The sequence below is a fragment of the Streptomyces thermoalcalitolerans genome (assembly GCF_039525155.1).
GTDB lineage: Bacteria > Actinomycetota > Actinomycetes > Streptomycetales > Streptomycetaceae > Streptomyces > Streptomyces thermovulgaris.
Map to the genome: position 1 here is coordinate 41019 of NZ_BAAAHG010000042.1, position 15558 is coordinate 56576.

The window sequence follows — 15558 nt, forward strand, 5'->3', positions numbered from 1 at the left end:
GGAAAAGGGGAGGGGGCGCCCGTTCTGGAGGGCCGGGAGAGGTGCCGCCGAATGGATGAATTTTTATGACGATTCATCAGGTGGACGGTGTGTCTCGTGGCCCACGATCCCCCGGATGACACCCAGCTCGAGCAGATCCTGAGGGCGGAGCCGGAGCCGGTCGGCCACGGCCGGCACCTGCTCGGGCGGCTGCTTGAGTATCGCGGCGGCGAGCTCGGGGGCGATCACCGAGAAGTAACTGTCCGGCGTGGCCCAGGTGTTGCCGGGCGCGGCCAGGGCGAGCGCGCCGCCCGAGCCGCCCTCGCCGATCACCAGTGTGGTCAGCGGCGTACGGGCGGACGCCACCGCGTCGAACAGATCGGCGATCGCGGCGCCGACGCCCTGCCGCTCGGCCTCCGCGTCGTTCGCGGCGCCCGGGGTGTCCACCAGGGTCAGCACCGGAATGCCCAGCCGGTCCGCGAGCCGGATCAGCCGGGCGGCGACGCGGTAGCCGGCGGGCCGGGTGGCGGTGCCGGTCTGGGCGGCGTAGGCGACGGTACGGCCCTCGTGCTCGCCGAAGCCGCACAGCATCCCGTCGTCGGTGCCCCCGCAGCGGTCGCCCCGGACGGCCACCCGCCGGGTGAAGTAGGCGTCCAGATAGCGCTCGGCGCGCGGGCGCCGGGGAGAGCGGGCCCGCTCGACGGCCTCCCAGCCGGTGGCGGGAAGGCCCGGTGCGCCGAGGGCCCGGGGAGGCGGGGCGGCCGCCGTGGACGGGCGTGTCAGGAGCCGCAGCCACAGCCCCAGCGTCCGGCGCAGCTCCTCGGGCCGGACGACCGCGTCCACCGCACCGGCCGCCAGCTGCGCCCGCGCGGTGTAGGCCGCCGGGTCGGCGTCCGGCGGCCGGACCCGGGAACCGGCGAAGCCGACCTGGGCGCCGGGCAGGGCGAGGACCACATCGGCACCGGCCCCGAGGGCCGCCCAGCCGCCGCCCGTCGTCGGGTCGCGCAGCACCGCCGTCTGCGGCAGACCGGCCTTTCGGACCAGCGCGGACTGCCGGGCCACCCGCTGGAGCTGGGTGAGGGCGAGCATGCCCTCCTGCATCCGGCTGCCGCCGGTGGCGATCAGCGGGACGACCGGCAGACGGTGCTCGCGGGCATGGGTGTACGCCGCCTCCAGCCGGTCGCCGCTGTGCCGGCCCAGCGAACCGCCGAGGAAGCCGAACTCGAAGGCGATCAGCACGGCCCGGGTGCCCTCGATGTGCGCGGTGCCGCAGACCACGGACTCCTGCTCGCCGGTGCGCCGGGCGGCCCGGACGCGCGAGGCGCCGTAGCCCTGCCAGCCGAGCGGGCCGTCGGACCCCGGCTCCCCCGGGGCACCGGGCAGTTCGCGGAAGTCGTCGGTGACGAGGGCGAGGACCTGCCGGGCGGAGAGCCGCTCGGCCCGCTCAGCCATGGGTCAGCGCCCGTTTCATGATCTTCCCCATGTCGTTGCGGGGCAGTGCGTCGAGGACCCGGACGACGCGGGGCCGCTTGTGCGGGGCGAGCCGCCGGGCCACATGACCGGCCAGCTCCTCGGTGCCCGGCGGGGACTGCGGGTCCGCCGGCACGATCCAGGCGACGATCCGCTCGCCGAGGTCGGGATCCGGCTCCCCGGTGACGGCGGCCTCGCGCACCCCCGGGTGCTCCAGGAGCGCGTTCTCGATCTCCCCCGCGCCGATCTTGTAGCCGCCGCTCTTGATCAGGTCGGTGGCCTTGCGGCCGACGAGACGGACACAGCCGTCGCCGTCGCGCACCGCCATGTCCCCGGTGCGGAAGAAACCGTCGGCGGTGAACGCGGCGGCGGTCGCGTCGGGCCGGTTCAGATACCCGGTGAACAGGTTCGGCCCGCGCACCTGGATCTCGCCGACCGTCTCCCCGTCGTACGCCGTGATCTCCGTGCCGTCCTCCTCCACCAGCCGCAGCTCGACCCCCGGCAGCGGCACCCCGACCGTCCCCGCGCGCGCCTCGCCGTCGGCGCGCACGCTGGTGTTCATCAGCGTCTCGGTCATGCCGTACCGCTCGATCACCCGCCGGCCGGTCGCGGCCGTGATCCGCTCGTGGTCGTGCACGGGCAGCGCGGCGGATCCGGAGACCAGCAGCCGCGCCCCCGCGAGCGCCTTGACCAGCTCCGGGTCCCCGGGCAGCGCCTCCGCGATCCGGTGGTACATGGTCGGTACGCCGAAGAGCATGGTCGCGCCGCTGTTCAGCTCCCGTGCCACGCCCTCGGTCGTGAACCGCCCCAGATGCCGGACGGCGCCGCCGCGCCGCAGCGGCCCGAGGACACCCAGCACCAGCCCGTGCACATGGAACAGCGGCAGCCCGTGCACCAGCACGTCCTCGCTCGTCCACTGCCAGGCGTCGGCGAGCGCGTCCAGCGTGGCGGCGACGGCCCGGCGGGGGATGACGGCGCCCTTGGGCGGGCCGGTGGTGCCCGAGGTGTAGACGATCAGCGCCGGGTCGCCGTCGTCGGCGTGGTCCTCGGGAACGGGACCGCTCGCGCGGATGTCGACGTCCACACGCTCCCGCCCGGCCGGCGCGGCCGGCAGCTCGTCCCCGGCCGCCGCGAGCACCAGCGAGGGCGCGCTGTCGCCCAGGATGTGCCCGAGCTCCTTCTCCCCGGACCTCGGATTGAGCGGCACGGCGGCCACCCCGGCCAGCAGCGTGCCCACCACTCCGACGGCCGTCTCCAGCTCCGGGGTCGCCCACACGGCCACCCGCTCCTGTCCGCGCACCCGCGCGGCCACCGCCCCGGCCGCCGCCGCGAGCTGCGCATACGTCAACGACCGGTCGCCGAACCGCAGGGCGACTCGCTCACCGGAACCGCCCGTCAGGGCGGGAGAATCACCCGTCAGGGCGGGAAAGAGGGAGGACACGCGGCGACTCCTGGTGACTCCGTGGCTCTCGTGGGCTGCTGTGCCGTCCGGGGACGACATCTCGTCCGGGGACGACATCTCCGTCCTACCCAAGACCGACGCCGTTTGCCGCCGCGGCCGTGTCGCCCTGGTCACGCCGGGTCGCCGTCCGCGCCGTCTTCGTGCCCCACAGGACGATCGCGCCCCGGCCCCGGCACGCGCCCCCGGCCCCGGCACCGCGCCGCCACCGGGCCCGGGCACAAGCCGGTCATGAACCGGAGACGAGTCCGCACCCGGACGTGAGGATCACACCCTGCGGCCGGAGTCACCGAACTCACCGGAGTCAGCGGTCGTCGATCCGCGTGCGCTGCAACAGCCCCCAGGTGAACTCCGCCACGACCCGACGGCTCACGCCCTGGGCGTCCGGGGCCCGGAACGCCAGCCCCCAGCGGGTCGGGGCCGTGCCCTCCAGAGGACGGGCCGGGGCGAAGGCACGGGCCACCTCGTCGACCGTGCAGGACCAGGGGGTGAGGTCGTCGAGGGTGCGCAGGTCGGGGCCCTCGGCACCCGGGGCACGGACCAGCCACTCGTTCCAGACCTGGCCGCCGGGGGCGACCAGCACCTCGAAACGCAGATCGGGCCAGAGGGGGACGGGCCACTGCCGGACCTCGCAGTCCAGGTCGCCGACGCGGCGGACGGCCGTCGACTCGGGGGCGCCGAGGAGGGAGCCGTAGCGCGCCGCCGCCGAGCGGGACCGCGGGGAACGGACCATCGCCTGCCAGCGCCTGTTGGCCTCCCGCAGATCCGCGGAGGAGGCGCCCAGCGCACGGCGGGCGTCCTCCACCAGGTCCGGATTGTGGTCGGCCATGCGGCGCAGCAGCACCAGCTGGAAGTCGAGCGGGGTGAAAGGGGCGGCGGGGCGCTTTCCGGAAGGCGTCGGCATGGGATCCATCGTCGCCCACCCGGACCTCGGCCGTCCGGTCCGTGCCCGCCGCCGGGCGGCCCGCTGTCCGCCCCTTGCCCGGACTCCCCTCCCCTTGCCCGGACTCCCCTCCCCTTGCTCAAACCTTCCCCTTGCCCGGGCCTCCTTGCCCGGGCCTCCTTGCCCGGGCCTTCTCCCATTGCCCGGACATCCCGCGGTGACTAGCCTGTGTTCGCCATGCCGACAGCCTGTTGGTACGGCGAACAGGCCTGTTTCCAGAGAGGGGCCGGTCGTGGGACGTCTCGTACCCGCCGTGACCCGGGCTCTCGGCGTACTCGAGATACTCGAGCTCTTCCCGGAGGAGGACGGGACGCTCTCCGCCCCCGGGATCGTGCGCGGGCCGCACCTGCCGCGCACCACGGTGCACGAGCCGGTCACCACGCCCGTCGCACGCATCCCGGACGGCGCCGAGCCGGCCGCGACGACCCTGGACGGCATCACCGGTCCGGCCGCCCCGCGCGAGGCCCCGCGCGGGATCCGGCAGCGGGGCGTGGCCGTGGAGAGCCGCGAGTCCGGCCCGGACGTCCCGTGCGTGGCCGCGCCGGTGCGCGACCGCACCGGAGAGGTGGTTACGGCCCTGTCCGTCCCGGTGCCCGCGATCCGCCGGAGCGAGGAGCGCCGGGCGGAGCCGGAGCAGCTCGCCGTGAGGGACGCCACCGGACTGCCGGAGCGCCTCGGACACCGGAGCACGGCGTGACGGCGTACGAGGTCGCGGTCCGCGCCCGGGCGGAACTGGGCGAGGGCCCCACCTGGGACGCGGCGGCCGGGCGGCTGATCTGGGTGGACATCCTCTCCTGCCGGGTGCACACCTACGACCCCGTCTCGGGCCGGCGCACGGTGCGGACGACCGAGCAGCACGTGGGCGCCGCCAAGCCCCGCGCCGGCGGCGGACTCGTCCTCAACCTCCGCGACGGGGTGGGGCTGGTGGACCCCGACGGCACCTTCCGGATGCTGCACCACGACCCGGTCCCCGGCCGCCGGGGCAACGACGCCGCCGTGGCCCCCGACGGCTCCCTGTGGGCCGGCACCATGCGCTACGACGAGGCCCCGGGCGGCGGCACCCTCGTCCGCCTCACCGGCGACGGCACGGCCGAGGTGGTGCTGCCCGAGGTGACGGTCAGCAACGGCACCGGCTGGAGCCCCGACGGCCGCCTGATGTACTACGTCGACTCACCGACCCGCCGGATCGACGTCTTCGACGTCGACGGCGAACGGGTCACCGGCAGACGGCCGCTGGCCCGGATCGAGGAGGGCGCCGGCTTCCCGGACGGTCTCACGGTCGACGCCGACGGCTGCGTCTGGGTGGCCCTGTGGGACGGCGCCGCGATCCGCCGCTACACCCCCGACGGCACCCTGGACCGCGTGCTTCCGCTGCCCGTCCGCCGTCCCACGGCCTGCGCCTTCGGCGGCCCCGGTCTGACCGACCTCTACATCACCACGGCCCGCACGGGCCTGCGGGACCCCCATCCCCTGTCCGGCTCGCTCCTGGTGGTGCGGGACGCGGGCCGGGGCCTGCCCGCGCCGGCGTTCGCGGGCTGACGGCCGGCTCCCCGTGCCCGGCCGCCCGGCCCCTGATGCCCCCTCAGTGCGCTGCCCCCGGTGCTCCGCGGTGCGCCACCCCCTGGCGTTCCGCGGCGCGATGCCCCTGCGGGCTCAGCCTCCCGTCCGGTCCAGCTCCTTCAGGATCTTGCGTTCGTCCGAGGTCAGCGGGGGAGCGGAGAGCGGCGGGAGAAGAGGGCCGTTGAGAACGGAGAGCAGGGTGCCGGGGTGCAGCAGACGCCCGGGGCCGGTGCGCATGCTGGTGACGTCCCACAGAGCGGCGGCGGCACGGTAGGAGCCGGTGGCCGCCCTCGTCAGACGGCGGCTGTAGGACGTGACCAGCCGGTCGGCGAGACCGGGCCGGGCGCCGCGGACGTCCGGGTACCAGACGTCCTGGCTGACGGCCGCCGTCCAGGCCATGGCGACCGGGCGGGCGGCGCCGCGCTGCACACGGCGGGCCAGACCGGGGCCGTCCGGGCCGAGGCGGCGCAGCTCCTCGCCCAGCAGCCGCGCCTGGAACGCGGCCACCGACATGCCCTGCCCATAGGTCGGGTTGAAGGTGGCGATCGCGTCGCCGAGGGCGACGAAACCTTCCGGCCACTGCGGCAGCCGCTCCAGATAGCGGCGGACATTGCTGGTGCTGCGGCTGACGTACACCTCGGTGAGGGGTTCGGCGCCGGAGACCAGCCGGCCCACGATCGGGGAGGGCAGGTCGAGGGCGTAGCGCAGGAACTTCTCGGGGTCCGACGGCGGCTCGCCGCCCCGTGTGCCGGCCAGGCTGACCATCCACTGGTCGCCCTCGATCGGCAGCACCATGCCGCTGCGGCCCGGCCGGGCCCCGTACGGGTCGGACTGCACCATCGTCAGCGGGAACTCCTCGGCTCCCGCGGGCGTGCGGTACAGGCGGGTGGCGTTGACCTGGCCGGCGTCCACGGTCCGCTGCCGCACCCCGGTGATCCCGAGCTCCCGCAGCCAGGTGACGACCCGTGAGCCGCGCCCGCTCGCGTCGACCACGAAGTCCGCGGCCAGCTCCTCCTCCCCGGCGGGGGCCGCCGTGCGCACCCCGCGCACACGCCGTGCGTCACCGATCAGGCCCACGGCCTGGACCTTGCGGATCTCGGTACGGGTGTGGGCGAGGACGGCGGAGCGCACCGTCCAGTCCAGCAGCGCGCGTGTGCAGCTGAGCATCACCGGTCCCTCGTGCCGCCAGCGCCTGAACCAGCCCTCGGGCGTCAGGACCACCATGCCCCGGCCCAGCGAGATCTCCCGGGCGCCCGCGGTCAGCAGCCGCCCGCGTATGCTCCTGCCCGGCACCAGTTCCTCCAGGGCGGCCAGACCGCCGGCCATGAGCAGATGGGCGTGGCGTCCCTGGGGCAGCCCCCTGCGGTGTTCGGGTCTGTCGGGCAGGGTGTCGCGTTCGAGCACGACCACCTCGTCCATGACGTCGGACAGCACCGCCGCGGCCAGCATGCCGGCCAGACCGGCACCGATGACGACAGCTCTGCGGTGGTTGGGGGACATGGGGCTCCTCGGAGTCGGCCATGGGCTCAGCCATGGGAGGTCCTCAGTGTTCCTTCTGGTGCGGTGTTCTCGGCGGACGAGCGGACCAGCGCCTGCGCCAGTTCCACCAGCCCGCTGGTTCCTGACACCTCCGTGGCGTGGAGGCGGTGGCCGCTCGGCACCGCGAGCGGCTCCTCGCGGGCGGCGGCACGGCGCGCGGCGTCGGCGAGCATGGCCGCCTCCGCGGCGATCCGGGCCTCGTGCGCGGTGCGGCCCGCGCGCAGGGCGGCGGCCAGCGCGCGCTCACGGACGCGGTCGTCGAAGTACGGGGCGAGGCCCAGCAGGGCGTCGTGGATGGACACCTCGCGCCACTGCAGACGCGCCTGGGGCAGCAGCCACCAGCCGCTCGGCGGCCTGGGCGCGGTGGACCCGAGCCGGACCCGCGCCCACAGCGGGCCCAGCCGCCGGTAGTCCCGCAGGCTGCGCACCTGCGCCCGCACCGCCGGAAGCAGCCGGGGCAGGACGAAACCGGCGGAGCACAGCAGTGCGCCGAGCGAGGCCATCGGCGGGGCGACCTTCGTCGACAGCACATCCAGGTCGTGCCCCGACCAACGCGCCACGACGGCCGTGTACTTGGCCAGCTGAAAGCCCACCACGTCCAGCAGTGACCCGGCCAGGATCAGCCGCAGCCCGGCCCGCAGCAGCCCGGTGACCTCACGGCTCCACTTGACGCACAGCACGCACATCGTCAGCGTCGCCGCACTGTGCCCGAGCAGATAGAGCAGGATCATCTCGCGCAGATACGGCGCGTTGGCGTAGTACGTGTCCAGGTCGGTGAGCCGTTCGGTACGGGCGTCGCCCAGCGCGAACAGCCCGACGATCACGACGATCAGCGGCCCGTACGCGGCGATGCTCCGCAGCACCATCCGCCGCACCCGCCGGGGAGGCCCGCCCTTCCAGTGGATCAGCAGGATCAGCAGCGAGCAGCTGTACGCGGAGAGCATCCCGTACGTCAGCGGCGCCCCGAAGTTGGGAATGCCGGTGAGCCGGTTCACCGTCGCCAGGGTCAGCGGCGCCGAGCACACGAACACCAGCGAGCCGAGCACGATCGCCGCACAGGTGGACACGGTCAGCGGATCGCGCAGGGCGGTACGCGGCCGGCGCAGCAGGACGACGGCCGACATCCCGAAGATCCCGGCCGCCAGATAGATGACAAGACTCACCCGGACCACCCCCGCCCGCGGGGGACGGAGCCCGGCGCGGCGGGACGCTCCGGGGGCGTCCGGCCCGGCCCGCGCCGCGGCGGACCCGCTGCCCGCGGACCGTTCATGCCGTGCCCGTGGGGGTCGGGCCGGCGGGAACGCGGCGCGGCGGAACGGGCAGGGGCTCGGTCAGGGCGTCGGCGATGCGCAGGAGGGCGGAGGGATCCGGGAGCCGGACGGCCAGGCGGGCGGGGGCGCCGGACGGCGGGGCGGTGGCATCGTCGCGCACCGCCGCGGTGATGACCGCCGCCCAGGCGACGGCCTCGGCGCGCTCCCGGTCGCCGGTCGCCTCCAGCACCGCCTCACAGGTCCGCTCGTACAGGGAGCGGTCGAAGGACGCGTCCAGGTGGCCGAGCGCGTTGTGGATGCTGGTCTGCCGCCACATCAGCCGGGTGACGGGGGACGCCCAGCGCGGCCGGGGCAGCCGCAGCCGGCGGCGGGTGAGCACCCCGTCCAGCACCCGCTCCAGCGGCTCCAGCCGCGTGTACGCCCGCCAGGCCCGCCGCCACTCGGTCAGCCGGGGCCCGGTCAGCGGCACCAGGACGCCCACCGACGTCAGCAGCGCGCCCAGCCCGGCCGCGACGGGGGAGACGTTCGTGCCGAGCGCCGACCAGTCCCACCCGCACCAGCGGGCGACCACGGCGACGAGCTTGGTCACGCTGTACCCGGCGCCGCACAGCGACCCCAGTCCCAGGACCAGCAGCCCCGCACGCAGCCAGCCGTCCACCTCGCGCGCCCACCGCACCGCGGACACCGTGGTGACGCTGACGGCGGCGAGGTGCCCCACCAGATACAGCACGATCATCTCGGCGATGAACGGCGTCGTCGCGTAGTAGGTGTCCAGGTCGGTGCGCCGCTCCACCGGCGCCTCGCCGAGCGCGAAGGTGACGGCGATGCCGATCAGCACCAGCGTGTAGGCCACGATCCAGCGCCGCGCCACCCGGTGCACCCGCTCGCCGCCCCGCCAGTACACGATGAGGACCTGGGAGGCCGCGCTGTAGGCGGTGATCGACGCGTACGTCAGCGGCGCGGCGAGGTTCGGGACGCCGCTGAGCCGGTTGATCGCGCCCACCGTCGGCGGCGCCCCGAGGAGGAAACAGGAACCCGCCAGGCCCAGCACCGCGCAGATCGCCCGCAGATACGGATCGCGCCGGTGCCGCAGCAGGTCCGGGGCCTTCACCAGCAGCCCCAGCCACAGCACACCACAGCTGACATAGTTGATCAGGCCGCTCATCTTCCCCGAGTCCCGCGGTAGTTGAGCGCCGCCCCGATGCGTCCGGCCAGGTCCTGCGCACCGTCGGCGCCGACGGACCCCGAGTCCGCCGGCTCCTCCAGCCAGGTCCGCAGCCGACGGCCCATCAGCATGCCGAACCGGTCGGCCTCCTGCTCGTCCGCCAGGCTGAAGTCGGTGCGCGCCGCCACCGGCCGGGGCGGCCCCGCGACGGGAGCGGTGTCCGCCCCGGCGGCCCGTCGGTGCATGTGCCACACCTCATGGCAGAAGATCACGATCTGGTGCCACACGGCGGCCCGCTGGTCCACCACGACCACGTCCTGTGTCTCGCCCTCCAGCCACAACCCGCTGGCGGTGTGCGGGGGGAAGACCTCCCGGCGGACCACGACCGGGCGGCCCCGCCAGGCGCCGACGGAGTCGACGAGCGCGGCGAACAGTGTCTCGGGGTCGGCGGGAACCGGCACCCGGATGGGGTCGATGAGCGCATCGGCCAGCCGCCGCATCTCCCTCTTCCTACGCACCGTCCTCCCCCGTCGCTCTCTTGCGCCTGTCCCCATCATTCCCGGGTGCCGGGTGCGGAGAAAAGGCTTGCGCAGCGCGTTCACTCATGGACGGGCACACTCCCCGCCGGTGCCGAGGCCCGCTGCCGTACCGCCGCGATACGGTCGGGGTGGCGCAGTGCCCGGGAGACGGCGCCGATCTCCCGCAGCAGCTCCGTGGTGTCACGGTCGCCGTCGTCCTCGGGCAGGCGCTCCCGCCGCTCCACGACGTCCAGGATCGCCACCGCGGCGGCCAGCGCCCTGGCCTCCTGGGGAGCGAACCCCAGCTCCAGCGCGGCCCGGTGCGCCCGCCGGTGCAGCTCCTCGTCGATGCGGCGGGCCAGCGGCAGCAGCACGTCGCGGATGAACGTCTCCCGCCGGGTCAGCCTGAGTTCCGGGCCGCCGCGCGGCAGCCGGGCCGGCCCCCGGCCGTTCACGGTCCGCATCAGCAGGTACAGCGGCCGCAGTTCGTGGTGGGCGAGCCGCACATGCCAGCGGTCGTGCAGATACTGGCCGGCGTGCGGGAGGATGAACCCCACCGCGATCATGATGGCCGACACACAGGCGACGGGCGGTGCCACGTCCGTGCTCAGCCAGTCCAGGTCGTGCCCGGTCCAACGGGCCGCCACGGCGGTGAACTTGGAGGCGTCGAACAGCAGATTGAGGCCGTAGCCGATGCCGAGCGACTTCAGGCCGCAGCGCAGCCAGACGTCCAGTCCGTCGGTGCGCACCCAGTTCCACAGCACCCGCGAGGTGATGAGCACGGCCACGCAGTGCGCGAGCAGATAGAGCACGATCATCTCGCGCAGATACGGCGTGTTGGCGTAGTACGTGTCCAGGTCCCGCAGCCGCTCCACGGGCACGTCGGCGAACGCGAACAGCACCCACAGCGCGACGATCACCCCCGAGTAGGCCGAGACGACCCAGCGCGTGGCGCGCCGGGTCGCGGCCGAACGGTCGGACAGCCCGTTCCGCCAGGCGATGATCAGCAGCAGACAGGCCCCGCAGAACGCGGTGAGCAGCGAGTACACCCAGGGCGCCGAGATGTTCGGCACCCCCGTGACCCGGTTGGTCCAGCGGATCGTCGACGGTGCCACGAACACGAACACCGCGCAGGCGAGCAGCAGCAGTCCGCCGACCGCGCGCAGCATCGGGTCCTGCCACAGCCGGATGATCGTGGGCAGTTTGATCACCAGCGCGGCGGTGAGCACCGCGGCCGCGATCCAGAAGGAGAGGGAGGACTGGCCGGCCAGCACGGCGGGATCCAGGGCGAGCCGGACGGGCCCGGTGGCCGCCCCGGCTAAGTCCATGACCACACTCCCTGCTCCTTCCGGTGCCTCCCGCTGGGCGGACGGTTCGAGCCTACGCGGCTTGAGCTGCTCGCGTCAGGTGATCCGGTGACCGGGACCTGAGCGGAAACGACCGCGGCCCGCCGCGTTCCGCGCACACGGTGCCGGTCCGGCTCAGCGCCCCGGCGAGTCCACCGGTTCCACCGGCACCCCGCCCGCCGCCGCGCCCAGCAGCCTCAGCCGCACCCGTCCCGGCCCCGACAGCGTGGTGAGTTCCGAAAGGACCGCCAGGGCCAGGGTGTTGGTGCCCCGGGTGCGCAGGATGCCGTTCGGCAGGACGAAGGTGCGCCGGGGGCCCGTGCCGTTGATGTACTGGCCCATGTTCCAGCCGTTGAGGAAGATCTGCACACGGTAGGAGCGGTACCGGTCGTCGTCCAGGGTGAGCCCGACCGAGGCGTCGACGTCCGGGGGCACGTCCAGTGCGAAGGTGGTCCGGTACCAGGTCACGCCCTGCCGCCGCACGGCCCGGGGGAAGCCGACCCGCTCCCAGTCGTGGTCCGGGAAGCCGGGCAGGTGCCAGCCCTCCCGTTCCCCGTACAGCCCGCCGTTGTTCAGGGGCCCGCGCACCGGGTCGGGCGCCGCCGTGCCCTGGAGCCGCCACCGCACCCTCGGTGTGCCCCCGCCGAAGGAGACCGCCGCCAGCCCGCGCGCCGCCCCGCGGGTGCCGTGCGCTGTGCCGTCCCGGTCGTGCCGCGTCCGCCGCACCAGCACCGACAGCACGTGCCGGCCGGGCGTGCGCAGCGGCGGATCCACCGGGAAGACCGCCGTGCCCGTCCCACTCCCCTCGGGGAGCGTGCTCATGTCCGGCCCGGGCATCCGGTGCGTGCCCAGCGGGTGGCCGTCCAGCCAGGCCATGAGCAGCCCGTGCGGGCCCGCGTCGTACGTGAGCGAGACCGAGCCGATGCCGGTGGCGTCCGTGAACGTGCCCCGGTACCAGACGTCCCCGTAGGGGAAGCCGTAGTCGTCCGCGAACAGCACCGGCTGCCCCTTCGGCACGGGCGTCGCCCCGAGGGAGGACGTCCGGTCGGCGACCTGCCAGTCCGAGTCGTCGAAACCCGGCCCGGCCTCGGGGTTCTCCGTGCGCATCCGCCAGCCGTCGAGCTCGGGCAGCCGCACCTCGGGCACACCGGGCAGCGGCGCGTGGGCGCGCAGGCTCTCCGAGCCGGTGACCGACGCCGGCACCGCCCGGCCGTTCCACGTCAGCCGGCTGATGCCGTGCGGCCCCCACACCTCCAGCGGGCTCCCGGCGACCGTGTCACCGGTGAGATGCAGGGTGGAGCCGCGCACGGTGGCGGTGCGCAGCAGCGCGGGGCCGTGGACCAGCAGGGAGCCCGACGGGGTGTCGTACGGCCACAGACGCATCGAGGTCGCCTCGTCGGCGAAGAGCAGCAGCAGCGGCCGCTCGGCGGCGGCGTCCTCCACCCGGACCCCGATCAGCCCCCCGGCACCGAGGGGAACGGTCACCCGCAGCAGGCCCCGGTCGTAGACGTACGCGGCCTGCTGGCTCAGCCGGTCGACCCGCGGTTCCTCGGCGTACTCCAGCAGCACCCGCGCCATCTCGCCCCGCCGTCCGCAGAACACCGCGACGTCCTGCCGTCCGGCGGCCAGGAACAGCATCGGCTGCGCGGTGGAGCAGCGCACCCTGTGCCGTCCCAGCGTCAGTCCGGTGACCAGCAGCCGGGCGTCCCGGGCCGGCACGGTCACCGGCAGGTCGGAGCCGGCGGCGCGCAGCGTCGAGGAGACCTCCCGGTCGCCGTCGTTGCGCAGCACATGGACCCGGGTGCCGGTGTCCGGGTTCCGCAGATGGAACGTCTTCAGGCCGGGCACCTTCGCCCCGTTCGCCCGCTCCAGCCTGGCGAAGTCGGGGATGCGTTGCAGCATGTGCCCGATCTGGTGCACCGGGACCAGCCGTTCGGTGGGCCGCCGGCTCTCGTCGAGGGCGGCCCCGTCGTCGTAGGACGCGGGGACGGACGGCGCGGGCAGCCAGCCCCAGGAGGTGCCGCCGAAGGCCGTGCGGACCTGATGGGCCGTGATGCCGTGGGCGAGGTGGGTCAGGTGGAGCCGCCGCTCGTGGGCCGCGTCCCGGGGGCGCCGCACCCCGGTGTACCACCCGCCCCGCGCGTCGGACCGGTCGTCGCCCCGGGACGCCGGTGCGGACCCGGGCGTACGGGGGCCGGCGCTCGCCCCGCCGGTCCTTCTGCCCGTCCCGGGGTACTCCCGGACGGGCGGGGACTGGTCCGGCGAGGCGGGTCCGTCGAAGCCGTGCAGCCAGTCGACCTGCTGGTCGCCGGAGGAGAAGGTCCCGGGGAGCAAGTGGCCTTTTCCGCCCTGGTCGTTGCGGAAGAGCGGTACGTCGATGCCGTCGGCGCGCACCTTCTCGTACAGGTGGTGCAGGTAGGCGCGCCCGGCGGGCTCGTCCACGCCGTCGTACCCGTCGTACCCGTCGTCGATTCGGTACAGCAGCACCGTGCCCCTGCCCCGGGTGAACAGATGCCGGGCGGCGATGGCGTTCACCCGGCCCAGCCACTCGTCGACGTGCCTCAGATACGCGGGATCGGGGGTCCGGGCGCGGTCCTGAGCGGCCGTCAGCCAGCCGGGAAGGCCGCCCCCGTCGATCCCGGCGTCGAGACGGGGACCGGGCCGCAGGACGACGTAGAGGCCGGTCTCGGCGGCCGTCCGCAGGAACAGGTCCAGGTCCCGTACACCGGTGAAGTCGTACTGGCCCGGGGCGGGGGAATGGTAGTTCCAGGCCACTTGGACACTGACGGCGTTGTGGCCGTATGCGCGCATCTTCTGCAGCACGTCCCGCCACAGGGAGGGGCTGGGCAGCCGGAAGAGGTGCATCTCGCCGGACCACAGCACCAGCCGTCTGCCGTCGACCAGCAGCGAGTGGCGGTCGAAACCGACGGTGTGCAGCCGCCCGTCGGCTCTCGGCGGCTGCGGCGGCGGACCCGTGGGGGCGAAGCGTGCGACGTGGGGCCAGGAGCCCTCCGTCCCGGGACGGGCGCCGCTCAGGGCGAGTCCGAGCACGGCCGTGCCCGCGAGGGCGCTGAATGAACGTCTGCTGAGCGCCAAAGGTGTCCTCCCGGGCGGCGATCATACGGGGCGCGGCTGCCGTCATTCTCCTCGAGGCCCGATGCACCGCGGACGCGCGAGAAGCAGGGCGCGAACGGGCGCCGCGGCAGGGATATTTGCGGGAGCGACAGTTCGGCATATGGCAGGGGCGCCTGCGGCCGTGTGGACGCGGGGGCCGGTGTGAATGGCCGAAGAGCGCTCTTCTCGCCCTGCCGGAAGCTTCCCTACGATGCGCCTGGATTGACAGGTACATGCCACAAATCCCTCATCCCCCAGGCAATGGACGGAGAACCATGGCAGGTGGACTGCTCATGAGCAGCGCGATCGCCGCGCTGCTGACCACCACGCTCCCCGCGCTCCCCGCGCACCCCTCCCCGGTGGTGACCGACCCGCCCCAGGACAAGATCGTCATCGACATTGCTACGGTGAACGGCTCCGGTTGCCGCAAGGGCACCGCGGCCGTCGCCGTCTCCCCGGACAACACCGCCTTCACGGTCACCTACAGCGACTACCTCGCCCAGGCCGGCGGCAACTCCGACCCCACGGCGTTCCGCAAGAACTGTCAGCTCAACCTGGTCGTGCACGTGCCGCAGGGCTTCACCTACGCCATCGCCAGCGCCGACTACCGGGGCTTCGCCTCGCTCCAGCCCGGCGCGACCGGCCTGCAGAGAGCCTCGTACTACTTCCAGGGCTCCCCGGAGACCGTCTTCAAGAACCACTCCTTCAAGGGGCCCTACAACGACGACTGGCAGGCCACCGACGAGACCGAGTGGGCCCAGCTGGTCTGGGCGCCCTGCGGAGTCCTCCGCAACTTCAACATCAACACCGAGCTGCGGGTGACCGCCGGTTCCTCCCCCGACAAGGTCAGTTTCATGACCATGGACTCCACGGACGGCGACATCAGCACGGTCTACCACCTGGCCTGGCAGAAGTGCCCGACGTCCTGAGGCGGTGCCCCGCCCCGGCTAACCCACCTGCCCCATTCCCGCCGCGTTCGGCCAGTTCTGCGGGCTGGGCCAGCCCGTGGCCGGGGCCGGGGTCAGATTGGGGTTGTCCGAGGGCGGGGCGGTCATCCCGCGCACCTGGGCGGCCGTGAGGCCGCCGCGTGCGGGGACGCCCGGTGGGGTGGGACCGCTCGCGGCGGGCGCGGGAGCCGGCTGCGGAGCCGGTGCGGGTGCCGGGGACGGCGCCGGCATCTGCTGGGCCGCCGGG

Annotated in this window: 12 protein-coding genes and 1 pseudogene; 3 read left to right on the top strand and 10 right to left on the bottom strand. The window is 74.3% G+C overall.

Features of this window, described 5'->3' with window-relative positions:
* Positions 1 to 63: 63 nt before the first annotated feature.
* From ABD224_RS21725 to ABD224_RS21735, 3 genes are all read right to left on the bottom strand, one after another.
* A complete protein-coding gene (locus ABD224_RS21725; protein WP_344052420.1) occupies positions 64 to 1431 on the bottom strand; it encodes a carboxyl transferase domain-containing protein in 1368 nt (455 codons plus the stop codon).
* Positions 1424 to 2890, bottom strand: a complete 1467-nt coding sequence (locus tag ABD224_RS21730; RefSeq protein WP_344052422.1) for an acyl-CoA synthetase — start codon at positions 2888 to 2890, stop codon at positions 1424 to 1426. Before ABD224_RS21730 ends, ABD224_RS21725 begins: the two co-directional genes overlap by 8 nt.
* A 322-nt stretch (positions 2891 to 3212) precedes the next feature.
* Positions 3213 to 3812, bottom strand: a complete 600-nt coding sequence (locus tag ABD224_RS21735) for a hypothetical protein (protein WP_425581030.1) — start codon at positions 3810 to 3812, stop codon at positions 3213 to 3215.
* 271 nt (positions 3813 to 4083) lie between these two features.
* Here ABD224_RS21735 and ABD224_RS21740 point away from each other — a divergent pair, with 271 nt between their 5' ends.
* Together ABD224_RS21740 and ABD224_RS21745 are read left to right on the top strand one after the other, a co-directional pair.
* Positions 4084 to 4548, top strand: a complete 465-nt coding sequence (locus ABD224_RS21740) for an IclR family transcriptional regulator domain-containing protein (protein WP_344052426.1) — start codon at positions 4084 to 4086, stop codon at positions 4546 to 4548.
* A complete protein-coding gene (locus tag ABD224_RS21745; RefSeq protein WP_344052428.1) occupies positions 4545 to 5390 on the top strand; it encodes an SMP-30/gluconolactonase/LRE family protein in 846 nt (281 codons plus the stop codon). Before ABD224_RS21740 ends, ABD224_RS21745 begins: the two co-directional genes overlap by 4 nt.
* Positions 5391 to 5504: 114 nt before the next feature.
* Here ABD224_RS21745 and ABD224_RS21750 read toward each other — a convergent pair whose 3' ends face one another.
* The 6 genes from ABD224_RS21750 to ABD224_RS21775 all read right to left on the bottom strand — a co-directional run bounded on the left by ABD224_RS21750 (position 5505) and on the right by ABD224_RS21775 (position 14346).
* Positions 5505 to 6911, bottom strand: a complete 1407-nt coding sequence (locus ABD224_RS21750; protein WP_344052430.1) for an NAD(P)/FAD-dependent oxidoreductase — start codon at positions 6909 to 6911, stop codon at positions 5505 to 5507.
* 26 nt (positions 6912 to 6937) lie between these two features.
* Positions 6938 to 8113, bottom strand: a complete 1176-nt coding sequence (locus ABD224_RS21755) for an MAB_1171c family putative transporter (protein ID WP_344052432.1) — start codon at positions 8111 to 8113, stop codon at positions 6938 to 6940.
* Between the two features lie 103 nt (positions 8114 to 8216).
* Complete coding sequence (locus ABD224_RS21760) at positions 8217 to 9386, bottom strand: MAB_1171c family putative transporter (RefSeq protein ID WP_344052434.1); 1170 nt, start codon at positions 9384 to 9386, stop codon at positions 8217 to 8219.
* Positions 9383 to 9886: a toxin gene (locus tag ABD224_RS21765; protein ID WP_344052448.1), complete on the bottom strand. Its 504-nt coding sequence runs from the start codon at positions 9884 to 9886 to the stop codon at positions 9383 to 9385. Before ABD224_RS21765 ends, ABD224_RS21760 begins: the two co-directional genes overlap by 4 nt.
* 98 nt (positions 9887 to 9984) lie before the next feature.
* Complete coding sequence (locus tag ABD224_RS21770) at positions 9985 to 11232, bottom strand: DUF6545 domain-containing protein (RefSeq protein WP_344052436.1); 1248 nt, start codon at positions 11230 to 11232, stop codon at positions 9985 to 9987.
* Positions 11233 to 11385: 153 nt separating this feature from the next.
* Entirely contained in the window at positions 11386 to 14346 is a 2961-nt protein-coding gene (locus tag ABD224_RS21775) for a glycoside hydrolase family 35 protein (RefSeq protein WP_344052438.1), read from the bottom strand.
* A 293-nt stretch (positions 14347 to 14639) separates the two neighbouring features.
* Between ABD224_RS21775 and ABD224_RS21780 the strand changes: the two genes are divergently transcribed.
* Positions 14640 to 15293: a DUF4360 domain-containing protein gene (locus tag ABD224_RS21780; protein WP_344052440.1), complete on the top strand. Its 654-nt coding sequence runs from the start codon at positions 14640 to 14642 to the stop codon at positions 15291 to 15293.
* Positions 15294 to 15311: 18 nt separating this feature from the next.
* Here ABD224_RS21780 and ABD224_RS21785 read toward each other — a convergent pair.
* Positions 15312 to 15558 (bottom strand): annotated as a pseudogene (locus ABD224_RS21785) (histidinol-phosphate aminotransferase family protein); the annotation flags it as partial.